The 24,726-nt window shown below is 70.2% G+C and carries 18 protein-coding genes; 8 read left to right on the plus strand and 10 right to left on the minus strand.

Annotation, left to right across the window (positions count from 1 at the left end; all coding sequences use genetic code 11):
* Positions 1–27: 27 nt before the first annotated feature.
* The 3 genes from JJJ15_RS12900 to JJJ15_RS03655 all read right to left on the minus strand — a co-directional run bounded on the left by JJJ15_RS12900 (position 28) and on the right by JJJ15_RS03655 (position 3,611).
* Complete coding sequence (locus JJJ15_RS12900) at positions 28–888, minus strand: glycosyltransferase (RefSeq protein WP_106109519.1); 861 nt, start codon at positions 886–888, stop codon at positions 28–30.
* Positions 885–1,826 carry a glycosyltransferase gene (locus JJJ15_RS12905; RefSeq protein WP_246742140.1) on the minus strand — a complete coding sequence of 314 codons (942 nt, stop codon included), beginning with the start codon at positions 1,824–1,826 and terminating at the stop codon, positions 885–887. Before JJJ15_RS12905 ends, JJJ15_RS12900 begins: the two co-directional genes overlap by 4 nt.
* A gap of 231 nt (positions 1,827–2,057) precedes the next feature.
* Complete coding sequence (locus tag JJJ15_RS03655; protein ID WP_200511485.1) at positions 2,058–3,611, minus strand: alpha/beta hydrolase-fold protein; 1,554 nt, start codon at positions 3,609–3,611, stop codon at positions 2,058–2,060.
* Positions 3,612–3,865: 254 nt separating this feature from the next.
* On the opposite strand from JJJ15_RS03655, the gene rfbB reads away from it, so the two are divergent.
* Together rfbB and JJJ15_RS03665 are read left to right on the plus strand one after the other, a co-directional pair.
* A complete protein-coding gene (gene rfbB / locus JJJ15_RS03660; RefSeq protein ID WP_106109522.1) occupies positions 3,866–4,861 on the plus strand; it encodes a dTDP-glucose 4,6-dehydratase in 996 nt (331 codons plus the stop codon).
* A 117-nt stretch (positions 4,862–4,978) separates the two neighbouring features.
* Positions 4,979–6,703 (plus strand): NlpC/P60 family protein, encoded by a 1,725-nt coding sequence (locus tag JJJ15_RS03665; RefSeq protein ID WP_348641489.1) that lies wholly within the window; start codon positions 4,979–4,981, stop codon positions 6,701–6,703.
* A gap of 49 nt (positions 6,704–6,752) precedes the next feature.
* On the opposite strand, the gene JJJ15_RS03670 is transcribed toward JJJ15_RS03665, so the two are convergent.
* Positions 6,753–7,199, minus strand: coding sequence for a hypothetical protein (locus JJJ15_RS03670; protein ID WP_129591490.1), 447 nt, complete (start codon positions 7,197–7,199; stop codon positions 6,753–6,755).
* Positions 7,200–7,434: 235 nt separating this feature from the next.
* Between JJJ15_RS03670 and JJJ15_RS03675 the strand changes: the two genes are divergently transcribed.
* Complete coding sequence (locus tag JJJ15_RS03675; RefSeq protein WP_200511486.1) at positions 7,435–9,369, plus strand: DUF6541 family protein; 1,935 nt, start codon at positions 7,435–7,437, stop codon at positions 9,367–9,369.
* Positions 9,370–9,471: 102 nt separating this feature from the next.
* Here JJJ15_RS03675 and JJJ15_RS03680 read toward each other — a convergent pair whose 3' ends face one another.
* The 3 genes from JJJ15_RS03680 to JJJ15_RS03690 form a co-directional block, all read right to left on the minus strand.
* On the minus strand, positions 9,472–11,619 hold the full coding sequence (locus JJJ15_RS03680) for an N-acetylmuramoyl-L-alanine amidase (protein WP_200511487.1): 2,148 nt from the start codon (positions 11,617–11,619) through the stop codon (positions 9,472–9,474).
* 132 nt (positions 11,620–11,751) lie between these two features.
* On the minus strand, positions 11,752–12,831 hold the full coding sequence (locus JJJ15_RS03685) for an NAD(P)-dependent oxidoreductase (protein WP_200511488.1): 1,080 nt from the start codon (positions 12,829–12,831) through the stop codon (positions 11,752–11,754).
* Between the two features lie 126 nt (positions 12,832–12,957).
* Positions 12,958–14,931 carry a DUF6541 family protein gene (locus tag JJJ15_RS03690; RefSeq protein WP_200511489.1) on the minus strand — a complete coding sequence of 658 codons (1,974 nt, stop codon included), beginning with the start codon at positions 14,929–14,931 and terminating at the stop codon, positions 12,958–12,960.
* Positions 14,932–15,205: 274 nt separating this feature from the next.
* Here JJJ15_RS03690 and JJJ15_RS03695 point away from each other — a divergent pair, with 274 nt between their 5' ends.
* The 3 genes from JJJ15_RS03695 (at position 15,206) to JJJ15_RS03705 (ending at position 19,441) form a co-directional block, all read left to right on the plus strand.
* Positions 15,206–16,393: a glucosaminidase domain-containing protein gene (locus tag JJJ15_RS03695; protein WP_348641490.1), complete on the plus strand. Its 1,188-nt coding sequence runs from the start codon at positions 15,206–15,208 to the stop codon at positions 16,391–16,393.
* 122 nt (positions 16,394–16,515) lie between these two features.
* Positions 16,516–17,778: an LCP family protein gene (locus tag JJJ15_RS03700; RefSeq protein WP_200511491.1), complete on the plus strand. Its 1,263-nt coding sequence runs from the start codon at positions 16,516–16,518 to the stop codon at positions 17,776–17,778.
* A 10-nt stretch (positions 17,779–17,788) separates the two neighbouring features.
* Complete coding sequence (locus tag JJJ15_RS03705) at positions 17,789–19,441, plus strand: LCP family protein (RefSeq protein WP_200511492.1); 1,653 nt, start codon at positions 17,789–17,791, stop codon at positions 19,439–19,441.
* A gap of 81 nt (positions 19,442–19,522) precedes the next feature.
* Here the strand turns inward: JJJ15_RS03705 and galE are convergent, their stop codons facing one another.
* The 3 genes from galE to JJJ15_RS03720 all read right to left on the minus strand — a co-directional run bounded on the left by galE (position 19,523) and on the right by JJJ15_RS03720 (position 22,631).
* Complete coding sequence (gene galE, locus JJJ15_RS03710; protein ID WP_106109530.1) at positions 19,523–20,512, minus strand: UDP-glucose 4-epimerase GalE; 990 nt, start codon at positions 20,510–20,512, stop codon at positions 19,523–19,525.
* A 177-nt stretch (positions 20,513–20,689) separates the two neighbouring features.
* Positions 20,690–21,211 carry a 5-(carboxyamino)imidazole ribonucleotide mutase gene (purE, locus tag JJJ15_RS03715; protein WP_200511493.1) on the minus strand — a complete coding sequence of 174 codons (522 nt, stop codon included), beginning with the start codon at positions 21,209–21,211 and terminating at the stop codon, positions 20,690–20,692.
* 163 nt (positions 21,212–21,374) lie between these two features.
* Positions 21,375–22,631: a 5-(carboxyamino)imidazole ribonucleotide synthase gene (locus tag JJJ15_RS03720; protein ID WP_200511494.1), complete on the minus strand. Its 1,257-nt coding sequence runs from the start codon at positions 22,629–22,631 to the stop codon at positions 21,375–21,377.
* Positions 22,632–22,744: 113 nt separating this feature from the next.
* On the opposite strand from JJJ15_RS03720, the gene JJJ15_RS03725 reads away from it, so the two are divergent.
* Complete coding sequence (locus JJJ15_RS03725; RefSeq protein WP_246742142.1) at positions 22,745–23,932, plus strand: hypothetical protein; 1,188 nt, start codon at positions 22,745–22,747, stop codon at positions 23,930–23,932.
* Positions 23,933–24,043: 111 nt separating this feature from the next.
* A complete protein-coding gene (locus JJJ15_RS03730; RefSeq protein WP_106109534.1) occupies positions 24,044–24,562 on the plus strand; it encodes a GtrA family protein in 519 nt (172 codons plus the stop codon).
* The last annotated feature ends 164 nt before the right edge of the window (positions 24,563–24,726 follow it).

Raw genomic sequence — 24,726 nt, forward strand, 5'->3', positions numbered from 1 at the left:
GGGCGCGCTGGGCCGCCTGCCCCGGTCTCAGCCTCGACGACGCAGGAGCGCACGCTGCGCCCCCCTGTAGGCTGTCGCCCTCACCGGGGTCGGCACCAGCCTGTATCCAGCCCGCACGACGATATTACGCACGAACTGGGAACGTGTCACGATACCGGAACGGCGCATCCTGGCCTGGAGGGTCAGCTCGCTACGCAGCAGGCGCAGGCCGCCGCGACGGGCGTAGGCGCCGGCGCCGACCCGGTAACGTACCAGGACCTCCGGGACGTTGACGGCCCGGACCCCGGAGTGGACCATCCGGGCGAAGAGCCAGTAGTCCTCCATCAGATCCAGGTCCTGGTAGCCGCCGACAGAACGGACCTTGCTCGCGCTGAACACCACGGAGGGGTGGTTGAAGGGGTCACGGATGCTCAGGGCGCGACGGATACCCTCCATACTCGCGGGCTGACGCCTCACCAGGCCCTCCTGGTCGGCCTCGTCAACAAACTCCTGAATAGCGGATCCGACGAGCTCGTAGCCCTTGGCTATCAGCGGCAGCTGGCAGGAGAAACGAGCGGGCAGTGAGATATCGTCAGCGTCCTGCCGCGCGACGGTGTCGTACGAGACGGCGGCGAGCCCCTCCTCCAGGGCCCGCGCCAGGCCCTGGTTCCTCTCCAGCCTGAGCACACGCACGGGTACGCCGTCGGTCAGCCTCCCGGACTCGGCGTCGACGAGGACGTCCTCCAGGCTGGACGGCACCGGACCGTCACGCACCAGGAGCACCTCGTCAGGGGGCAGCTCCTGGTCCACGGTCACCGACGTCAGGGAACGGCGCAGGAACGCGGCCCGGTCCTTGTGGTAGACGGGAAGGAGGACGCTGAACTCCGGAGGGCTCTCCCGGGTCGTCACACCGCACCCGCCTCAAGGCGGGCGACATCGTCACCGACCGGTGTGGCCGCCAGGATCCGCGTCGTGGGCCTGGGGGCGCCCAGCCCCTCACGCGCCCCCCTCCAACCAGCCCGCACCAGGGCGGCCCGGTCCGTGGACCCCAGGTACGTCCGCACCCAGCGCCGTGTGGTACCCAACCCGTAGAGCAGTCGGTCCAGCGCCCCCAGACCGGTTCCGTAGCGGAAGGTCCACATCTTGTTACGGACCTCGAAACGGAAGCGCTCCCCGGGGTCGGAGTCGGAGGAGCCCAGCGTCCTCGTCAGGTGCCGGACCACGGACTGGGGAACGTACAGCCCCACACGGTGCCGCAGCAGGCGCATCGTGTACTCGAAGTCGTCATTCCACAGGAAGAAGGCCGCCCTGGGAAGCCCCTGGGCGCGGACCTCGCGCACGTCCATGAGGACGGACACAAAAGAGGCGCTGCGTACCTGGCGGCACCCGGCCTCCTCAGCGTGCCGGTACAGGGAGCGGGTCAGGCCCACGCGGGTACGGGGCCGGTTCATGGGGTGCTCGGTACCGTCGTGCCACACCGCCCGCGACACCAGGACGGCCGGCTGGCCCGGGTAGCGGGCTGCCGCGTCCAGCAGCGCCTCCAGGGCGCCGGGGGTAGGGACGGTGTCATCGTCCATCAGCCACACCCAGCGCGCGTCAGGGTAGACGGCCAGGGCCCGGGCGATCCCGGCAGCAAAGCCTCCGGCGCCCCCGGTGTTCTCAGGCAGGCTCACCACCTGTGCGCCCACCCGGTGCTGACGGGCGACCTGGGCGGAGCCGTCGGTGGAGGCGTTGTCAATGACGACGACCCCTCTGGGGGCCACCACCTGCTCAGCCAGTCCGTCCAGGCACTGGGCAAGCAGCTCGGCACGGTTGTAGGCCACCACGACGGCGACGACCCCGCTCACTGGCCGGCCTCCACGACCCCTCCCGTCACGGAGACGGCCGCGACGTCCTCTCCCCGGCCCAGGGCCGAGCGCCTGGTTCTGAGCACTCCCACTGGCTCACTTCCTTTCCTGATCAGGACACGGCACTTACGTGCCGTTCCATAGACGTCTATGGTCGCATATGGCGGACGAGGCGCAGACGGCGACGCACGGGCGTCAGGACCACAGGCAGGCGCCGACGGCCCTCGCCGCTCAGTGCCCGGTGACCAGCGAGGGCAGAAGATCCAGACTGGCTACCTCCCAGCTGGAGTAGAACTCACCCCAGCTGTTGAGGGTCAGCCCCAGCGCCAGGGCCCCCAGCAGGCTACACACCCCGAGCGCCCCCAGACGAACCGCCCACGCGCACAGGAAGGCCTGCGTCCCCCGACGCCGGGGGCCGGCCAGCCAGCCCGGGGCACGCAGGACCAGGACAGTGGCCAGGATCACCGCCGCCCAGGACAGGACCAGCAGCCCGCTGCCCCGGATCGTCGTGAAGGAGTCAATGCCCCGTCGCCACCAGGGCACCGGACCTACCTGGTCCCCCTCCACGGACTGGGACTGCCCGGTCAGGACCGGGTCGGTAGCGCCCCCGAACCAGGCCAGGGCGTAGGGGAACCAGGTGTTCCACAGCGTCCACGAGTGCGACCCGGAGGCCAGCGACACGCTGGTCACCGAGTCCGCCGCGGGCGCGGCCTGGGCCAGGGTCCGCCCCAGGTCGGTGGAGGAGGGGTCGTCCAGGGCCCCGAGCACCCAGAACCGCAGCGGCTGGTGGTCCCGGGTGGCAATGAGGGTGCTCAGCGTGTTCTCCCGACGCAGCTGCGCGGTAGTGCGCATACCGCCTACCACGGGGATGTCGTAGCCGGACATGGAGATGGCCGCCCCGAAGACCTCCGAGTGGCTCAGCGCCGTCCACAGGGCGCAGTAGGCCCCTGAGGAGTTGCCTCCCACGCCCCAGTGCGAACGGTCCCGGGAGACGTTGGGGTAGGTCGCGGTGATCATGGCCGGCACGTCCTGGGCCAGCCACGTCCCCGTCTGGGCGTGTCCCTCGACGTCGGCGCAGTCGGGCTCGTGCCACTGCCGGTCGTCCAGGTTGAGTGAGGGGACCACCACGATCGTGGGGGGGATGGTCCCGTCCTGGACAGCCGCCTGCAGGCGCTGCGCCGTCGCGTACCCCTCGGAGACGCTCTCGGGGGTGCCCGGCTGGCCGTGCAGGAGCACGAGGACGTGGTAGGTCCGCCCGTCATCGGGCGCGTACCCCGGCGGCGTCCACACCCGGACCTGCCCGGAGGCGCCGCTGCGCCACCCGGTGACGGTGGCGGCGCCGTAGCCGTCCTCCTGGGGGACCGGGGTGAGGACGTCACGGGGGTCCGGTATCGTACCGGCCGCGGGCAGCGGCGCAGGCGTCACCGGGGAGAGGACGGCGTCCTGCTCCTGCCCCCCGGGGAGCAGCAGGTTCGCGGCCTGACCGAGAGTGGTGACGAACACGATCGCCGAGTTGACCCGGGCCGCTACCAGGCCGACGGCGAGCAGCTGGCACAGCAGCACCGCCCCCACCTTCAGGGCCTGTCGGCCCAGGCGCCGCGCTCGCCGGAGGCCGTGAACCAGGCTCGACTCTTCGCGACTAATATCACATTTCTCCTGGTCGCTGCCCCGTCGTGCGGACCAGACGAGCCCGGCGCTCACAGTGAGGACCGTCACGAGGGTGACGGCCGTCAGTACCCGGGAGAAACCGGCCCCGATGACGCTGACGTCGGCGATCTGGTGCATGGGGGAATCATGCCCCGCGGTACGCGGCTACCTGCAACACGTCAGGAGCCGCCCGGCCCTGTCGGGCGGGACGCCTCCCGCCAGACGAGAACGCACCGGAGCCTGACCCACGGCACGGGGCCGGGCGGAGCCCACCTCCCACCAGATGGGACCGCACCCGCCTGCCCGGCCGAGGGGGCGGGCGGATGACCGGGTAGCATCGGGACGGAACGACGGCGTCGAACGCCACCTCATCTTCAGGGAGAACCCAAGACATGCACGTCCTCATCACCGGCGGTGCCGGCTTCATTGGCGCCAACTTCGTCCACCAGACGCTTCACCGCTACCCCGACGCCACCGTCACGGTCCTGGACAAGCTCACCTACGCCGGTAACAAGGGCTCGCTGGCGGACCTGGGCGAGCACGTCACCCTCGTCGTGGCCGACGTCGCCGACGCCGACGCCGTGGACCCGCTGGTGGCGGACGCCGACGTCGTCGTCCACTTCGCCGCCGAGTCCCACAACGACAACTCCCTGCGCGACCCCTCCCCCTTTATCCGCACCAACCTGGTGGGGACCTTCACCCTGCTGGAGGCGGTGCGCCGTCACAAGGTGCGCTTCCACCACATCTCCACCGACGAGGTCTACGGGGACCTGGAGCTGGACGACCCTGCCAAGTTCACTCCCACCACCCCCTACAACCCCTCCTCCCCCTACTCATCCTCCAAGGCGGGCTCCGACCTGCTGGTGCGGGCCTGGGTGCGCTCCTTCGGGGTAGAGGCTACGATCTCCAACTGCTCGAACAACTACGGGCCCTACCAGCACATTGAGAAGTTCATCCCCCGCCAGGTCACCAACCTCATGGACGGCGTGCGCCCGCGCCTGTACGGCGCCGGGGCCAATGTGCGCGACTGGATCCACGTCCTGGACCACAATGACGCCGTGTGGGACATTATCGAGCGGGGCCGCATTGGCGAGACCTACCTCATTGGCGCCAACGGGGAGAAGAGCAATAAGGAGGTCGTCGAGCTCATCTGTGAGCTCATGGGCCACGACCCGCACGACTACGACCACGTGGCGGACCGTCCCGGCCACGACATGCGCTACGCCATTGACAACTCCAAGCTGGTCCAGGAGCTGGGCTGGGCGCCCCGTTTCACCGACTTCCGTTCCGGCCTGCAGGCCACCATCGACTGGTACCGGGACAACGAGGCCTGGTGGCGCCCGCTCAAGGCCGAGGTCGAAGCCGCCTACGCCGCCCAGGGCCAGTAAGGGGCCCTGGCGCGGTCGCACGGTCGCCCCGCAGCAGGACGGGTGCCGTGCGCCCCTGACCAGCGAACCTGCCCCTCAGGGCTCCCACCAGGCATTATGAGACGGTACCCTGAGATGGTGAGTACAAGGTATCGCGCACCGCTGCGCACAGGCGTCATGCTGCTTCTGTCCGCTGCCCTGGTATTGGTCGGGGCGCCAGCGGCCGCGCTCGTGGGCACGGACGACCCTGCCCCGCCCGCCCAGGACACGACGACCGCCACGCCCAGTGCCCCGGTCTCACCGACTCCCTCCCCCTCCTCCTCTGCCACTCCTGAGGTGACCCAGGGTGCCCCCGGTGACGGTGGCACCCCGCAGGACGACGCCAAGGCGTCGCAGACCGACGGCCCCGGATCCGCCATCCCCGGGCTGGTCGACCTCACCGGTAAGGGTCGCTGGGTCGCTGCGAACGGGCGGTGGCAGTGGCGTCTGAATGACGGGAGCCTGGCCCGCTCCCAGTGGGTCCGGATTAAGGCCGTGGTCTACCGCTTTGACGACGAGGGGTACGTACAGACCGGGTGGTGGCAGGACGGCCGGTCCTGGTACTACCTGGGTACCTCGGGCGCCCTGTCCACCGGCTGGACCCAGGTGGGCACCGCCTGGTACTACCTGGACCCCACCACCGGCGTCATGGCCACCGGCACCCTGACTGTGGGCGGGTCCACCTACTTCCTGACCGCTACCGGTGTCATGGTCACCGGCTGGCTCAAGCAGGACGACGGCTGGCACTACTACCGCTCCAGCGGCCAGCAGGCCCACGGCTGGCAGGCCGACTCCGGCAACTGGTACTACCTGGATCCGGCCACCGGCGTCATGGCTACGGACTGGACCAGGATCAACGGCTCCTGGTTCTACCTGAACCCCACCACCGGGGCCATGACCACGGGCTGGACCTCCATCGGGCAGTACTGGTTCTACCTGGACCCCACCACCGGGGCCATGGCCACCGGCTGGACCAGGGTCGGTGACTCCTGGTTCTACCTGAATCCCACGACCGGAGCCATGGCCACCGGCACCCTGACCATTGACGGGTCCACCTACCACTTCACCTCGACCGGGGTGTGGATCGGCTACCAGGCTCCCGCCGGATACCTCCAGCCGGTCTCCCAGATCACCTCCCTGGGGTGGGCCACCAACGACCTCACCTGGGGGATGAACGGCGTCAAGGTGCGCATCGTCCAGCAGCGTCTGGGCCTGTGGTACTCCACCAAGCTGGCCAGCGTGGACGCCAGCTTCCAGAACGCCGTGCGCAACTTCCAGCGCCGCGTCGGCCTTCCCCAGACCGGCGTGGTCGACCAGCGCACCTGGAACGCGCTGGACACCGGGTACTCCTGGTGGGTGGACCAGTACCAGGCGACACCGGTGTCCCTGAGTGCCACGCGCAGCGAGCGCATTGAGGCCATGATCGGCTACGCCCGGGACCAGCTGGGATCAAGCTACACGTGGGGCGGGGCAGGCCCCTACAACCTCGGTTTCGACTGCTCGGGCCTGAGCCTCCAGTCCCTCTACCGAGCTGGCCTGGACCCCCAGCCGATCGACGTGTACAAGCACGCCTGGCCCGCGTACCGCACGTCCCAGGAGCTCTACAACCACCCTGGCCTCATGCACGTGCCGCTGAGCCAGCGGCAGCGCGGGGACCTCATCTTCTACACCTCCGAGGGCGTCGTCACGCACGTGGCGATCTACCTGGGTGACGACCAGGTGATCCACACCGACTGGATGGGCCGTCCGGCCCGGGTCCAGCACATTACCGTCGGCTACGGCTGGGAGAACATGACCGGCTACGTCGTCCGGCCCTTCCCGTGACCTCGGCAGGGACCGGGGCGGCCCACCGGACCGCCCCGGAGGCCCCCTGCTAGAAGACGACCGGCCAGTGGGGCATGCACTGGCTGAGCTCAAGGTGGGCGCTGGTGAGGGCCTCGACGTCCTGGGTGTACTCGGGATTGGGTGTCGGGGTGCGTCCCAGCTTGATGTCCTTCTCGGCCTGGGCCTCGTCCTGGAACTCCGGCACCTGGCCGCTGGCCAGACGGGCGCTCGCCGAGTTGTAGGTCGTCAGGGCGGTGACGGCGCTGCTGGCCGTGGCCTCGTCCCCGGCAGCGGCCTGCAGCCGGGCGAGGTAGTCGGTAGCCAGGACCTGGGTGAACGACCCCCACGCGGCCCGGGTCTGGTCAGCGGTGGCGTCCTGGGGGCGGCTGGTGAAGGCCTGCCCCTCAGGGGTCTGGGCCAAGGCCTCCACCAGGACCGCGTCCATCGCCCCGCACGCGCTGGTGGGGGCCTCGGTCTGCGGTGGGCCGGAGGGCACGGCCGAGGCAGCAGAGGTCGGGTCCGATGAGCACCCCGCCAAGCCGAGAGCCGTGAGGAGGACGACTGAACCGAGGACTGCGTGTCGGGGACCCATGCCCCAAGAATAGCCGCACGCAGAGTGGTCGACACCAGTCCCGTAGGTTCCGGCCAGTTCGGCCCGGGGGTCATCCGTCTCCGGGAGACGGCCGCCAGAAGGCAGGGCGGACTGCTCACGGGTAGGTAGAGTATCCTCCGTGTGGTCCTCACTCATACCCGTCTTTGTCTCAGCGGCTACGCTGCTGTTCGTTCCCGGCGGCCTCGTCGGCATCGCCGCAGGGCTGCGAAAGTCCCTGGCCATTGGCCTGGCGCCAGCGATCTCCGTAGCGCTTATCGCCGGAACAGGCGTTATCGCCCCCATGCTCGCAGTTCCCTGGGGGCTGCTAACGGTCTCAGCAGTGACCTTGTTCACTGCCGTCGTCATCCTGGCTGTCAGGCTCGTGCTCGCCAGGAGACACCCTGAGCGTCGGAGAACCAGCGCTTCGCAGTGGCCGCGGCTTGGCACTCTCGTGACCTGGTGCCTGGCATGGCCGCTATCAGCGGCAGTGACTGGACTCACTGTGTGCCGCATTATCAACACCCCCAACGCTATCTCACAGACCTTTGACGCGGTCTTCCACCTCAATGCCGTGGAGTGGATACTCCAAACAGATAACGCGTCCTCGCTGCGTTTCTACCTGGAGGCCCCCGAGGGGTTCGTCTACCCCGTCGGGTGGCACACGCTCGTCGCCCTGTCCATGAAGCTGTGCCACGCGACCGCCGTCCCCGTGGCCACGAACGCGACCGTACTGGCCGTCGCCGCCCTGGTGTGGACCTCCGGGTGCCTGACGCTGACGCACGTCATTTTCCGTGGACACCACCTGGCCCTCTTTACAGCCGCGGTCATCGCCGGAAGCCTCAGCGCCTTCCCCTCCGTCATGCTGTCCTGGGGGGTGCTTTACCCCAACTTCTTCGCGATCTCCCTGCTTCCGTCAGTCCTGGCCGCCACCCACCAGCTGCTGACGGCAGCGGACACCCAGCCGACTCCTCTCCTCCTGCCCGCGGGGATCCTGGCGATCGGAGGCCTCGGACTGTCCCAGCCCAACACCGTAGTCACCCTCGTCATCGCCTCGGTCGTCCTCAGTGTGACCACCGTCCTGGGCACCTCACAGGACAAGGGCGCCGCGGCCAGGATCCGCCGTCAGGCCTACGTCGCCAACGCCCTGATCATCGTCATGGCGGTGACGTGGATCTTCCTGCGCCCGCCGTTTGAGTCAGCGATCTGGGAGCCCAGCTACGCGACAAGCGGATCGATCGGGGAAGTCGTAACCACGATGCCCGTACAGCTCCCGGTGGTCTGGACAGCCAGCGTACTGACATTTATTGGCTTTGTCGCCGCCCTGCGTACCCGCCCCTACAGGTGGCTGGCCGTACTCCACATTACGACAAGCATCCTCTACGTCGTCGCCCGGTCCACCAAGGACGAGGAGATACGCTATATCTTCGTGGGCACCTGGTACAAGGACGCCAGCCGCCTGGCGGCCCTGATCCCGGTCACCGCGGTTCCCCTGGCGGCACTCGGCATGATCGTCCTCGCCCGGTGGGCTCGGAAGGCGGTAGCCGGGAGACTCACCGTCCCGCAGTGGCTGGTGCGTTCCTCGTACCCTGTCATAGTTCTCGCCCTGGTGCTCACCGGCCCTCTCTCAGAGGCCATGTCCGACACGGTGAAGCTGGTGGAGAAGGGCTACCTGATGTCTGCCGACTCGTCGTCGCTGACCCCTGACGAGTACGCCCTGATCGAACGGCTGCCGGACTTGATTGAGAAGGACGCCGTAGTAGCTGTCGACCCTGGGACAGGGGCGTCCCTGGCCTACGCGATCTCCGGGGTCGACACCAACCTGAAGCACCTTCTGCACCGGCACAACACGGATATCGACAGAGTTGACTACAGGCTCAACAAGGCAAGCACCGACCCCGCTGTCTGCCCCGCCCTGAGACGCATGCGGATCACCTACGTCCTGTACTTCCCGGGCAAGATCATCTCAGACAAGAAGCCGGTCCCCGGGTTCGCGCACCTGGACAACGCCCCGGGATTCGAGCTGGTCTCCCGGCAGGGCAAGGCGTCCCTCTACCGTATCACCGCCTGCGGATAAGGCCGACGCGACCACGGCACGTAAAGACTTGCTCCCGAGGTGGTTCACCTCGGGAGCAAGTCTTTCTCGTCGCCCACATCAGCACGCGGGGAGGAGGAAACGCTACGCCCCCTTCGCGGGCTGCTGGGTGACCAAGGCGCCCGTAGTGGGGTCCAGGTAGTACCACGTCGAGTCCAGCAGAATCCAGCCCGTGACCATGGCGCCGGTGGCGGGGTCAAGATAGTAGCGACCAGAGTCCAGCTGAATCCAGCCGGTGGCCATGGCACCGCTGTCCGAGCGGAAGTAGAACCAGCGCGAGCCGACCACCGTCCACCCGGTGGCCATCGCCCCAGAGGCACCGAAGTAGTACCAGTCGGACCCTATCGCGACCCAGCCGGTGACCATGGCGCCGTTGGTGGGGTCGAGGTAGTACCAGCGTGAGCCGACCTGGATACGTCCGAGAGCCATAGCGCCGGTGGCGGGGTCCAGGTAGAACCAGCGTGAGCCGACCTGGAGCCATCCGGTGGACATAACACCGGTAGCGTCGAAGTAGAACCAGTCCGGACCGATCTGGGTCCAGCCGGTGGCCATGGCGCCGTTGGTGGGGTCCAGGTAGTACCAGCCAGAGCTCAGGTGAATCCAGCCGGTGGCCATGGCACCGCTGTCCGAGCGGAAGTAGAACCAGCGCGAGCCGACTGCAGCCCAGCCGGTGACCATGGCACCGGTACCGGGGTCCAGGTAGTACCAGTTCTCCCCTACCTGGACCCAGCCGGTGGCCATGACGCCGGGAGAGGAGAAGTAGTACCACGACCCGCCCTCGTGGACCCACCCGAGGTAGTTGGTAGAGGGGCGGCTGGAGATCTGCGCCTGGTCCTGGGCGATGGACCGGATGGTCCCCAGCATGGAGTAGCCGGTGTCCCCCGGGCAGGCGGTGTTCCCGGAGTCCCGGTGCCCGAAGATACGGGGCAGGTTCAGGACGGTCCCGGCCTGGTACTTCTCGGTGGTGCGCACCAGGATCCCGGCGACCTGGTTGACGTCGGTGTAGCCGGCCCGTCCCAGGAACCAGCCCGCCATCTTGCCTACCCGGTCCAGGGTCATGTCACTGGGGCGGACCCAGGAGTAGTCGCCCAGCATGGAGATGCCCATGCTGCCGGTGTTGACCCCGCGGGCGTGGGCGCCTATGACCATCTGGCCGGGAGCGGCCGCCAGGGAGCCTGAGCGCCCCTCGAAGACCTGCCCGTACTTGTCGACCAGGAAGTTGTAGCCGATGTCGCCCCAGTCCAGGACGACCGCGTGGTAGTGGTAGATACCGCGCACGATCGAGGCCGACTGCCAGGCGCTGTAGTTGTTGGTCCCCGCCGTGTGGTGGACCACCACGTGGTGGGCCGCCACGTACTCCGGGTCCCACGTCATGACGGAGGGGTCGGCCCCCCAGTCGGCACGGGTGTTCACGTCCACGGGCAGGGACCCCACGGAGCTCCCTGCCCCGACCACGGCCGGCTGCGTGAGGTGGTCGCCGCTACCAGTGGTCGAGTCGGTGGTGTCCGACGTCGTCCCCGCTCCGCCACCGGGCAGGGTGGCCGGGGAGGTCAGCCGGTCAGTAAGGGAGTCCTGGGACTCCGTGGAGGAGGTGGCGACGCCGGTGGGCTCGGCCGCCGTGGTCTCCAGGTCACCGGCCTGGAGGGTTGCCTCCCCGGAGGGCGTGGCGGGCACCATTGCCAGGGAGAGGTCCGCGGGCAGGTCCTCGCTCCTGCCCGCCACACTGACCTGGACGGCGTCGGCGCCACCGGTGACGAACTCGTCGCTTCCGGCGACCCCGCCGGTGTCCTTGCCGGCGGAGCTGGGCCCGCTCTCGTACCAGGGGGACCACGCGCCGTTCTCACGCACCCGCAGGTAGACCGACAGGCCCTCGGGCAGGGTGTCCGTCCCGCTCCAGCGGAACCCCGCTACGAGGAAGCTGTCCACCTTCACGGGATCGGTCAGGACGAGGGGGGCGGTGCCAGGAGCAGTGGTCGGGGAGGAGGTGTCAGTGGTGCCCGCGTCGGCCTGGGTACCGGTGTCCTTTGAGGCGGGGGCCTGCGGGGCGGAGGCGGCCTGGTCCAGGCCCGCCTGGCCGACCTCGGTGACGTGCCCGCTGGAGGTGGTCAGGGGGAGGATCTGGACGGGTGCCGGCCTGGTGGCGGGGTCGGCTGCGGCGACGGTCGCTGGCACCAGGCCGAGGGCCAGTAGCGCGCCTGCCAGGAGCGCGCGAAGGGGTCGGGAGGCGGGCATGGTTGACCTTCCGTGAGGAGAACAGGAGCTAGGGTGCTGAGACTCATGGGACTGAGACAGACGAGGCAACATTATCGTACCGCCTGAACAGGGTGTCAACCCCGCGGGCAGAAAAGAGGTGCTGATATAGAATTACCTACCCTGCTCCTGCTGGGAGGCCATGCCCCTCTGAGCGAGCTCGTCCAGGGCGCGGTCCCAGGCGCTGGAGTCCACCCCGGGCTGGTTCCACGAGGCCCGGATAAAATCCGTGATGGCCTCCTGGCTGGTCCACTTCTGCTGCGGAGCGCCGATAGCGCGGTAACGGGTCATGTCGGCGCAGGCGTGCTCAATGTCGCCGGCCCGGTGAACCGGAAGATACTCAATACGGGCGACGCCCTGGGGGGATCCGGCAGCAGCGGCCTGCGCCATCTGGGTGAGGTTGGTGCGGACCCCTGTGCCGCAGTTGACGGTCAACGGGCAGGCGACGTCGTCGTGCCCGGCAGCGAGCCAGGCCAGGAGCCGCGCCAGGTCGGCGACGTGCACGAAGTCCCTGGTGGCCGAGCCGTCCCCGTAGACGGTCAGGGGACGGCCCTCACGCAGACGGGCCAGGAACGCAGCCAGGACACCGGTGTAGGGGTTGTGGAGCGCCTGACCAGGGCCGACCACGTTCTGCGGGCGGACGACCGCCAGCGGGACGCGTCCGGTCAGGGCCCGGGCCAGGAGCGCCTCACCCTCGACCTTGGTCTGGCCGTAGAAGGAGACCGGAGCCATGGCGTCGTCCTCCCTGGAGTCACGTGAGACGGCCTGCTCACAGCACGCCCCTGTGACCTGGCCGTGGGAGGGGCAGACGTAGGGCCCCTCACCATAGACGGCACGGGAGGAGGTGAAGACCACGGGCGCGTCCCAGGACAGGGCGTGCTCGGCGGCAAGCCGGGTCCCGTCAACATTGACGTGACGGTAGCGTTCGGTCTCGTACATGGACTGGGCGGTCCCGGTCTCAGCCGCCAGGTGGATAATGACGTCGGCAGGCCCCGCCTGCTCCCAGTCGGCTGGTACGGTGGTGTCACCGACCACGACCTTTCCGGCAAACCGGGCCACAGCCCCTTGAGGGTCGTTGTGGACCTGAGGGTGCAGCACGTCCAGGGCGGTAACCTGCCATCCCTGGTCACTGAGCTCACGCGCCACGTACTGGCCGATAAAACCAGCACCTCCGGTGATAAGGGCCTTTGGCATCCATCCTCCTAGTTCAGCAGGGATCCGAGCGGGCCGTTGAGGCACCAGGATTCTACAGCGTGACAACGGCACCACCGGCCTCGCGTCCCGCCTCCCCCGGCGTCAGGCTCTCGCCCGTAGACGCGGTCAGCCGCAGGAGGTGATTCTCCACAGGCTGACCGTGCCCGACGAGGACACCAGCTCCATATCGTCAGTGGACCACGCGGTCAGGGCCGTGTCCCAGCGCAGAGGGGCCTGCCGCCCCTCCCACTCGGTACCGCTCCGGTCGACCTTGAGGTAGTACTCAGCCCCCAGCTCGTGCAGCAGGTCGCAGGTGTACGAGCCCGGGCGCAGGTCCGGCTCCTGGCATGCCAGGAGCTCCGCGGCCGACCCGGGCGTCGGCTCGGAGCGCAGCGGGTACACGACGTTGACACCCCCCAGCGACCACAGGTAGCTCGCACCTCGCGACGGTGCGCCGACGACTACGGCGTCAGCGGGAAGACGACCGCCCGCTGACGCCATGAAACTCGCCTCCTCAGGCGTGACCAGGACGCCGTAGGCGATCTGTGTGGCATTGTGGACCGACCCCGCCAGGGCCGCCTGCAGCGGCACACGTCCCAGTGCCGTCACGCACACGACCGCGGCGAGGACGGCGAGCGCCCTGCGTCCAGGGTGTCTCCCCAGCAGGTAGCGCAGCCCCATGGCGGCCAGCACCAGGCCGGGGACAACGAGGATCGGCTGAACACGGGCCTTCTGCAGGTACCACGGGCTACCGACCTGACGCCCCCACCACTGGGGGCCTCCTATAAGCACAACGAGACACAGCGCCAGTACCGCCGCCACCAGCCAGGGACGTGCCTGGGGCACGTGCACCGCCGCCAGCACCGCCAGGACACACACCGTGCCTCCCAGCGGCAGGCCGTGGGAGGCGAGGGGGCCGTACTGCGGCAGGTCGAGCAGCGCCTGCCCCAGCGTTCCCAGCAGGCTCCCACCAGGACGTGGATAGCTCAGGACCAGGGCCAGGGTGCTTCGCATGACCCATGCTCCTGCCAGGACGCAGACGGCAAGCACGCCCAGGACCAACAGCGTCATTGTCCTGCACCGGCCTCCGGCCCTCACCAGGCGCACCAGGACGATCACGGTGAGCGGCGCCAGGAGCACCGCGATATTGAAGGCGCCCGCACCGTGAGACAGGACCGTCCCGGCAGCCGCCCCCAGGAGCAGCAGACCACTCGTCAGCAGATCACGTAAGAGCACCTGACGAGTCCGACCGTCCCCCTTGTCAGCCACTGTCAGGGACAGGACGCGCACCAGACGCAGCCCCAGGACGAGCACCCCGGGCAGGCAGACCACGCTCACGCTGTAGGCCCACACCGACAGGGTGCCCAGCAGCATTGTCGGGGCCCCCACCGTGGCGGCGCTCAGGACGACGGCCAGGGCGACCGCGGTACGGTTCTGAGGGCGGGCGTCGTCGTCAAGAGCCTCGGTCAGCAGGCCGGTCACGGCCAGCGGCCAGGCCAGGGAGCCCACGACGAGCACCATGACGTTCGAGGCGACCGTCACACTGGCGGGGAGCAGGGCGACCACCCCGTGCCACACGGTCGGGTAGTAGGTCGGGGCCCCCTGGTAGAGGACCGCCATGCTCCCGAAGCTGGAGGCGTTGCCTGTCTCCCGGATCGCCTGGACGGCATTGAGGTGGAAGACGATGTCAAAGGACTGGCCCGGGGTGGATACCGAGCCCATGCCGATCAGCGTCCCCACGGCGAGGACGAGGCATGCGACCACGACCGCGCAGGGCACGAGGTCGTCACGCCGAGCACGCGGGTCACGCGGCCCGTCATCGGGCCGGGCCCGCCAGTCCCCGGGGCAGACCCGACGGATAACCGCGAGGACACCGGCGGCCACAGCCGTGGTCCCCGCGATCGCGGCCCAGCCCCAGGGAACCCAGGCCCACCCGCCGGCAGCGGCCACGACCTCCGAGATCCCTGTGACGGCACAGCTCAGCGGTAGTGCGGCGCTCACCGCCCCCCAGCCGCGTACACCCCCCAGGCGGGCCAGGAGCAGCCCGGGGGCGATCAGGACCGTGGCCGCCAGCAGGACACCGGCGATAACGTGAGTCATCTGCCACCGCCCGCGCCGCCTGAGCTGACGTCGATCGCCCCGTGCCTGGTCCTGGCGTACCGGACCGCCAGCGGAAGCCCGGTCCTTCCCGGTGCGGGCACGGGAACACGCATACTTCCTCCAGTGGGCTGAGCGTCGGTGCGGGCACAGTATAGGCCGTCCTCGCGGGCCAGTAGGCCGACGGCTAGGATGCGCCGTGAATCCCGTCAGTCGCACCGGCACGTGTTCCCCAAGTCGGCGCACGTGCGTGCAGTGCCGCCCGAAGGAGTCCTTTGTGACCGTTCCTCGATACCTGCGCCCCGCGCTCGTGGTGCCTGCGGTCCTCGCAGGCCTTGTCGTCCCGGGCTCCTCCGGGGCCTGGGCGCAGGAGGTGCCTGCCGTTCCCGCGGTAGTCCGCTCGGCCGCGGGCTCCGACCAGGTCGCTGCGACCGGGCAGGACGGCCACGGGCAGGCGGATCCCGCCTCCCTGTCCCGCGGCACCTGGGTGGCCTCCGGCGGCCGGTGGTACTACCGGACCCCGGACGGCGCCAGTGCCACGGGCTGGGTACAGGACTCAGGATCGTGGTACTACCTGGACTCCACCGGCGCCATGGTTACCGGCTGGCTGCCCAGCGGCGGCTCCTGGTACTACCTGGGAGCCTCGGGGGCCATGGTCACCGGCTGGCTCCAGATCGGCTCGCAGTGGTACTTCCTGGACTCCACCGGTGCCATGGTCACCGGCTGGCTGCCCAGCAACGGCTCCTGGTACTGGCTGGGAGCCTCAGGGGCCATGGTCACGGGAACCGTCCAGATCCAGGGGCAGTGGTCCGGCTTCACCAGCAGCGGGGCGTGGACCGGCTACCTCAACGGCTGGGTCCTGGACGGGTGGACCTACACCCGCTACGTCGACGGCGTAGCCACCGCGTCCCAGACCCTGCGCCCGGTCATGACCGCCCCGACAGCCTCCAGGGACGTCCTGATCGCCACCATGACCTCGGCCTACGCGGCCTCGGGCTGCTCCTACCCCGCATGGGCCCTCACAGCCGGAGGGGCGGGTACGCCCCAGGAGTTCTTCGCCATGGTCTACGACGAGGCGGTCGCCGAGGGGGTCAGCCCCGAGCTGCTCTTCGCTCAGGTGATGAAGGAGACAGGGTGGCTCCAGTTCACCGGTGATGTCGCCGTCGAGCAGTTCAACTTCGGTGGCATTGGCGCCACCGGTGGCGGGGCGGCTGGCAACTGGTTCCCCGACGTACGCACCGGCCTGCGCGCCCAGGTCCAGCACCTGCGTGCCTACGCCGACCCCCAGGTGACCCCGGGCGCCCTGGCCCACGCCGTCGTCGATCCGAGGTTCGCCTACGTGCGCAAGGGGTCAGCCTCCTACGTTCAGTACCTCGGCATCCAGGAGAACCCCTCCCGCGCAGGCTGGGCGGCCGCCCGCCACTACGGGATGGACCTCGTTGACATGATCAATCAGTACTTCTAATAACCTTAGATTATCTCTTAGGTCTCACGTCATCAAACATGCCAGGGACTATGACGTGGGCAGGCTCTCAAACTCTGGGCCCTAGTGTACGCACCGGCGCCGGGTTCCGTATGATCGTGTCCATGCCACCGTCTCCCATGTCGCGCGCGCGCCACTCCACCAAGGACCTCAGCCGGCACATCGGCCGACGGTTCGGCCTGTCCCTCCTCGCCATCGCGCTGTTCCTGACCTCCGCGGCCTACGGGGTGTACAACCAGCTCAACTCCCAGATCGACAGGCAGGACGTCACCACGCTGCTGGTGGACGACCCGACCGCCGCGCCCTCGCACCCCGTTGACGACTTTGACGGCAGGCCCGTCAATATCCTCATTATGGGCTCGGACGTCCGCAGGGAAGGCGAGTACGACGACGGCACCGAGGGGATGCGCTCCGACACCACCGTGATCTTCCACCTCTCGGCGGACCGCAAGCGCATTGACGTCGTCTCAATACCCCGCGACACCATGCTCGCCATCCCCTCCTGCAAGCTGCCCGACGGGAGCAAGAGCGAGGCGCAGAGCTACGCCATGTTCAACTCGGCCTTCTCTACCGGCGCCAACAGCAGCAGCAACCCTGCTGACACCAAGTACGCCGCAGCCTGCGCCATGAGGACGGTGGCAAACCTCACCGGAATGCGCATTGAAAACTTTATGGTCATTGACTTCTCGGGCTTTGAGAGCATGGTCAACGCCCTGGGCGGCGTCCCCATGTACCTGGACGAGCCCATTGAGGACCAGAACGCTGACCTCTCCCTGAGCGCAGGCTGCCAGCGGCTCAACGGGCAGCAGGCACTCGGCTACGCCCGGACCCGCTACAGCGTCGGCGACGGCTCCGACATCTCCCGTATCAGCCGCCAGCAGAAGCTCATGGCCGCCATGATGCGAGCGGCCATGAACAAGAACCTCCTAACCGAGGGACCGGCTCTGTACGACTTTATCTCAGCCACCTTGTCGTCCCTGACCGTGGACCCCGCGATCGGCAACCTGTCCACCCTGGCGGGGCTGGCCATGAGCATGAACAGCATCGGGATGCAGAACGTCAACTTCATTACCATGCCCAACACGGTCGACCCCCTGGACGACAACCGCGTGATCCCTACGGACGACGCCAGCACGGTCTGGGAGGCCCTGAGGAAGGACGCCCCGATCCCCGGCACGATCACCCACACCTCCGCGGACGGCTCCACCACCGCCCCCACGGACCAGCCCTCGACGCCCAGCGCCTCTGACGGCCAGGAGACCACACCCGATCAGGGTGCCCCGGCGCCCGCACCCGCTCCGGCGCCCGCCCCTTCCGGTCAGAGCGCCCCGGTCCCCACCAAGGACCCCGCGCTCGAGTGCCGCTGAGGGGCACCGCATGACACCTGAGACCCCCTCGAACCATCCTGGCGCCGACGACTCACTCATCCCGCCCTCCTTCGTCCCCGGTGCGAGGCGTCAGCGGCCCGCGCCCAGGCAGGACCCGCCGCAGGCAGCAGCCCCCGCTCCACGCCGCACCTCCGCGCACCAGGCAGGCGCCTCCCAGGCGCCACCGCCGGCGTCCGCGGGACGCTCGGGGAGCACGCCCCGGCGCCCCCTCTCCCAGCGCCTCCCCCAACCGGGGACTCCCGGTCAGGAGGGCGGGCAGTCCGGAGGGGACGGCAGCCCCCGGCAGCCGCGACCGGTACCCCAGGCCCCCCGCCCCACCCGGTCCGGCCCTCCCTCACCACCCAGGCCCGCTGGCGGCGCACCGGCCCCCGGGCCCCACAGCCGGGCCCGTTCCGGCTCCTCAGCGGTGCCACTGGCCGCCTCCGGACCCGGTGGCGGGCCCGAGGGGCACCGACGCGCCGCGCCCAGGCCCGGCCAGTCCTCCCGGGACGGGGCGGAGGGCCCCGACCGGACCCGGCTGCTGCCCGGCTCCCCCGGCAGCCGGATGCGCCCAGGCCAGGTCCGTCCCGGGCAGCCCGGCCAGGTGGGCTATACCCAGCCGCCAGGACCAGCCCGTCAGCACCCTCGGCCCGGCGACCCGTTGCCTGCTGGCTCCCCGTTCCCCGGCGGACCCGGGGGACCGACGTCAGGACGCCCCCGTCGTCGGCGGCGCCCGCTGCGGTGGGCCGTCCTGGTCCTGGCGGTCCTGCTAGTCCTGGTGGCCGGCCGCATCTGGATGCTGGTGGACGACGTCAGCAGCAGGATCCACAGGGTCGACGCCCTCTCCGGGGCCACGAGCACCCCAGGTGAGACCTGGCTCATTGTGGGTTCCGACGCACGTGACGCCGCCGTGACCGACGACACCGAGGGTGCGCGCAGCGACTCGATCATGCTCCTGCACAAGGCGCCCAACGGGCAGGCCTCACTGACCACCCTGCCCAGGGACACCTACGTGGAGATCCCCGGGTACGGCGAGGACAAGATCAACGCGGCCTACTCCTACGAGGGCCCGGCCCTGACGGTCAGGACCGTCGAGAAGCTCACCGGCCTGACCATTGACCACTACGTGGAGGTCGGTATGAACGGGGTCGCCCAGCTCGTGGACGCCGTCGGCGGCATCTCGGTCTGCCTGGACTACGACGTGGACGACGCGGACTCCGGGCTGGTGTGGGACACGTCCCGGGGCACCTGCCAGGAGGTGGACGGCACCAAGGCGCTGGCCTACTCCCGTATGCGCAAGTCGGATCCCACCGGGGACATCGGTCGCGGCCTGCGCCAGCGGGCGGTCATCTCGGCGGTGGTCTCCAAGGCCGTGAACGTCGGCACGCTGCTCAACCCCTTCCAGCAGGACTCCCTGGTCGACGCCGGCACCCAGGCGCTGACCGTGGACCGGCAGGCCACGGTCCCCTCCCTGGCGCGCATGGTCATGGCCTTCCGCTCCGCCTCGCACGACGGCCTGACCGGTGCGCCCCCGATCGAGTCACTGGACTACGAGCCCGGCGGTATCGGTGCCGCGGTCCTGCTGAAGGACACCACGGCACCAGGCTTCTTTGAGGCCCTGCGCAACGGGACCCTGACCAAGGCCTCCTTCAACCACTCCTGACCCCCGCCCGCGCGGGCGCGCAGGATCCTCGCCCGCGGGGTACGTGCCCGTCGGGGGCACGTACCCCGCGGGCGGGGCCGGTCAGACGAAGTGCGGGCGGGCGGGGTCGGCCTGCCAGGAGGTGTAGGAGGAGGTGACAATGTCGTCCAGGTCGTGCTCGGCCCGCCAGCCCAGCACCTTGCCAATGCGCGTGGCGTCGCCGATGAGCTGGGGCGGGTCCCCGGCGCGGCGGTCCAGCTCCTCGGGCACCACGTCCAGGCCGGTAGCGGCAATGACCTTGGAGACGACCTCGCGCACGGAGGCCCCCTGCCCGGTGCCGACGTTGAAGACGTGCTCGGTCATGGTCCTGCCGCTGGCGAGGTAGTCCAGGGCGGCAATGTGCGCCGTCGCCAGATCCCGCACGTGGATGTAGTCACGGACGCAGGTGCCGTCAGGGGTGGGGTAGTCGGTGCCAAAGATCTTGGGGGCCTCCCCCTTGGCCAGACGCTCCATGACCATGGGGATGAGGTTGAGGGTGGCCATGTCACCCAGGTCGTCCCAGCCGGCGCCCGCCACGTTGAAGTAGCGCAGCCCGGCCCAGCGCAGGCCCCAGGCCCTCTCGGAGTCCGCCATCATCCACTCCCCGATCAGCTTGGTCTCCCCGTAGGGGTTAATGGGGTGGCACTCGACGTCCTCGTTCACGACGTCCACCGGGGGCATCCCGTAGACGGCCGCTGAGGAGGAGAAGATCATCTGGTCCACGCGGGCGCGCTCCATGGCCAGCATCATATTGGCCAGACCACCGACGTTCTGCTGGTAGTACCAGGCCGGGCGGGCCACGGACTCCCCCACCTGCTTACGGGCGGCGAAGTGGATGACGGCGCTCACGCCCCGGGACTCCATGAGGTCGGTGAGGACCTTGACCGCCCCACCGGAGGCGACGTCGAGCTCGACGACGTCGGCACCCTTGACGCGGCTGGGGGAGCCGTAGGAGAGGTCGTCGACGACGACCACCTCGTCCCCGCGCTCAAGAAGGAGTCGGACCACGTGGGCGCCGATGTAGCCGGCGCCTCCGGCAACGAGAATGCTCATGGGCCCATCGTAGCGCACGGGGTGACCGAAAACCCCAGATCCGAGCAGAATCGAACAGAACCGAACGACAGGGGGCCACCGCGGCCAGCTGCCGGGCCTGCCGGGACCCGCTCTTAAGAGGGCGCGCAGGCGGCGCGGGTGGACGCCCTGCCCCGCGCCCGGTAGCGCCGACGGGCCTCAGCCCTGGCAGCGGCGCCGGCGCAGCGCCTCCCCCTTGGCGTGGGCCACCTGGGAGAGCCTGTCCTGGAAGCCGAGCATGGCCTCACGCAGCCGCTGCGCCTGCGGGCCCTGGCCGGCCCCCAGGACACGGACCGCCAGGAGGCCGGCGTTGCGGGCCCCGCCAATGGAGACCGTGGCCACGGGCACGCCCGCGGGCATCTGCACGATCGAGAGCAGGGAGTCCATGCCGTCAAGGTGCCTGAGCGGCACGGGCACACCGATGACGGGCAGCTCGGTGACGGCCGCCAGCATGCCCGGCAGGTGGGCGGCCCCGCCCGCGCCCGCGATCACGACCCGCAGCCCCCTACCCGCGGCGCCCCGGCCGTAGCTGATCATCTCGTCGGGCATACGGTGGGCGGAGACCACGTCGGCCTCGTAGGGGACCTGGAACTCGTCCAGGACGTCGGCGGCGGCACTCATGGTGGGCCAGTCGGAGTCCGACCCCATCACAATGCCGACCAGGGGGGCTGCGTTAGTCATGTCATATTCCTTCAGGTCGTGGGGCTGCCACAGTACGCGGGACCCGGGGACGGGCGGGTCCGACGCGCCGCCCCTGCCAGCGCCTACGCGTCTCCCCGTCGTCTCAGGACCTGCCCCCGGCCAGGCCGGTCGCCCTCACCGTGACCGGTGCCTCCCCGCCGTCTCAGATCCTGCCCCCGAGGGCGGCCACCACCGCGCGGGCCCGGGCCAGGGCCTGCTCAATGTCGGCGGGACCGGTACCGGGGCAGGTGATATTGACGTGCCCGAGCTTGCGGCCGGGCCGCCAGCCCTTGCCGTAGAGGTGGACGTGCGCCTGCGCGTCCGCCGCGAGCGCCCGGGCCAGGGCGTCCGGGCCCGGCTCCACCCGGGCGCCAATGTGGTTGACCATGACGGTGGCCGGGGCCGTCAGGGCGGTCGAGCCCAGGGGCAGGTCCAGGACGGCACGCAGGTGCTGGGCGAACTGGCTGGTCACGGCGCCGTCCTGGGTCCAGTGACCGGAGTTGTGGGGACGCATGGCCAGCTCGTTGACGTACAGGCGCGCGGGCTCGCCCGGCCGCTCCACGCAGAAGAGCTCGACGGCCAGGACGCCGGTGACCCCACAGTGCTCCGCCACGGCCCGCCCGATCCTCTCCGCCTCCGCCACCGCCTGCGCGGACAGCCCCGGCGCGGGGGCGATGACCTCGGCGCACATGCCGTCCCTCTGGACGGTCTGCGCCACGGGCCACAGCTCGGTCTGCCCGCTGGGGCGGCGCGCCAGGAGCACGGCGAGCTCACGGGTGAAGGGGACGGCCTCCTCCACCAGCAGGCTGGTGACCGTCGCGCCGCCCAGGCTGCCGCCGCCACCGGCCTGGGTGGTGGGCAGCCCGGCCCCGGCGCGGGCCACGACGTCGATCCACTCAGCGGCCTCGCCCCGCCCCAGGTCCTCGGCGTCGCGCACCAGCAGGACGCCGTGGCCGTCGTAGCCGCCGCGCGGGGTCTTGAGGACCAGGGGCCAGCCGTGGTCGGCGGCGAAGGCCCTCACGGCACGACGCACCTGGTCGGCGCTCCCGGTCACCTCCGCCCAGGCGGGCTGGGGCAGGCCCGCCCGGCTCATGGCCCGACGCATGGCGAGCTTGTCGCGGGCCAGGAGCAGGGCCTGGGGGCCGGGCTGGACGCTGACCCCCTCGGCCTGGAGGGCGGTCAGCAGGGCGGGGTCCTGGTGCTCGTGCTCGAAGGTGAGCACGTCCGCGCCGGCCACGACCCGGCGGACCGCGCCCGGGTCGTCGGCGGCGCCCACGGGGGCGTCCACGGTGACCTGGGCGGTGGAGCCGTCAGGGGCCTCCACCAGGGCCCGCAGGTGGATCCCCAGGGCCGAGGCCTCCTCCTGCATCATGCGGGCCAGCTGCCCACCTCCGACAACAGCCACGACCGGTGTGCTCACGCCCCCAGCCTACCTGCCGGTCCCGGCCGGCGGCACCCGAGCACCGGGACCTTGCGGAGGGGTGCTGGACAGAAGCGGAGCGGCGGGGCGGGCGGGCCCCGTAGGCTGCCACCGTGCTTCCTCGACCTCTCCGCACCGTGCAGGTCCTGGCTCTCTGGGCCGCCTGCACGGCGACCAGCCTGCTCATCCTGCGCCTGGGTGCCGCCGACACCGGGGCGACGCCCTGGGCTGGCCCCTCGCCCTCCTGGGGCGAGCACCTGCGTTTCTGGGACGCCGGCTGGTACGAGCGGATCGCCAGACAGGGCTACCCCGCCGTCCTGCCCGTGGACGGGGCGGGGGTGGTCCAGCAGAACGCCTGGGCCTTTATGCCCCTCCTGCCGCTGCTGACCGGGCTGCTGACCTGGAGCGGGGCGGGCTTCTACCCGCTTGCCGCCGTCGTCTGCCTGGCCGCGAGCGCGGGGGCGGCCGTGGTCCTGGACCGGTGGCTCGCCCCCCGGGCGGGAGGGTCGGCATCGCTGTGGGCGGTCGCCCTGGTGTGGTCCTCCCCCTGCGCGGCCGTCCTCCAGGTGCCCTACGGGGAGTCCCTGGGGCTGCTCCTGGTCTGCGCGGGCCTGTGGCTGGCGGGGCGACGGCGGTTCCTGGCGGCCCTGCCCCTGGTCGCCCTGGCCGCCCTGGCCCGGCCGGTGGGGGTGCCCCTGACCGGCGCCCTGGGCCTGTGGTGGCTCATGGAGGAGGCCCAGGCCCGGGGGACGGTACCCCGGGCGGCCTTGGCCCGCCTCCTGCCGGGCCACGAGGTCCTGGAGGCCCGGCAGCGTCGTAGGCTCCTGGTGCTGGTGCTGGGGGCGGCGACGGCGACGGCGGCCTGGCCGGTGGCGGCCTGGCTGGTCACGGGGCGGGTGGACGCCTACACGGCCACCGAGACGGCTTGGCGCCAGGGGGCGGCCCCTGACGTCCTGCCGTGGCTGGCCCGCAGCGCCACCTGGGTGGGCCCTCACCTGGGGTGGCTGCTGGTGCTGGGCGTGCTCGCGGCCGGGGCCCTGGTGCTCAGCGCCCCGGGGGTCCGGTCCCTGGGTGCGGTCCCCTGGTGCTGGTGCGTGTCCTACTGCCTCTACCTCCTGGTCTTCTTTGACCCTACGTCCTCGGTCTTCCGCCTCCTGCTGCCGCTGGCCCCCGCGGCGTGGGCGGTGGGCCGGGCCGGCACCCGGGTGCGTGCGCTCCTGCTCGTGGCGGGGGTGGTCGGGCAGCTGTTCTGGGTGAGCTGGGTGTGGGACCGTACGGTCCAGATGACCTGGATACCGTGAGCCGAGGGCCCGAGGCCGCTGGCCCCGCGGCCCTCCTCGCATTAGTGAGGTAGGCCCCGAAAGCGTGGACGACGTCGTCCCCCCTGGTCGGCGGCCTCCTAGGATCGGTCCGTGACCAAGCAGAGCCCTCCCCCACGTCCTCGGAGCCTGCGTACCCGCCTGGTGGCCCTGGGACGGGAGTTCGTCCAGTTCGGCCTGGTCGGGGCGCTCGCCTTCGTCATTGACGCGGGCCTGTTCAACGCCCTCCAGCACGGGCCCCTGGGCCTCCTGGCCGGGCACGCCAACACCGCGAACGTAGTCAGCGCCAGCACTGCGACGGTCTTCTCCTGGGTGGCCAACCGCCTGTGGACCTACCGGGGCCGGACGCGCCAGGACGTGGGGCGCGAGGCCCTGCTCTTCGTCTTCGCCAACGTCGGCGGCCTGCTCATCACCCAGTTCTGTATCTTCTTCACCCACCACGTCCTGTACCTCACCGGGGCGGTGGCGGACAATATCGCCGCCTACGTCGTCGGGTTCGGCCTGGGTACCGCCTTCCGCTTCGTCTTCTACCACTACATCGTCTTCACCGGGGGCGCACCCGAGCCCGGCCCGGCGGGCCCCGCCGACGCGCAGCAGGCCGACGACGCCTAATGGCCCCGCGCCCGGGGCTGCCCGCGCGATTGGCGTCACTCCGCAGTCGGTCAGTCGTGACGGCCCCGCGCCCGGGACTGCCACCGGGCCAGGCCGGTCCGGCCGGTCCCACAAGGGCGGGGGCGGGCCTACCGCCCCCGGTCCCCACGTGGCCGATCCCATAG

The organism is Actinomyces sp. HMT897 (assembly GCF_016626125.1).
Classification (GTDB): Bacteria; Actinomycetota; Actinomycetes; order Actinomycetales; family Actinomycetaceae; genus Actinomyces.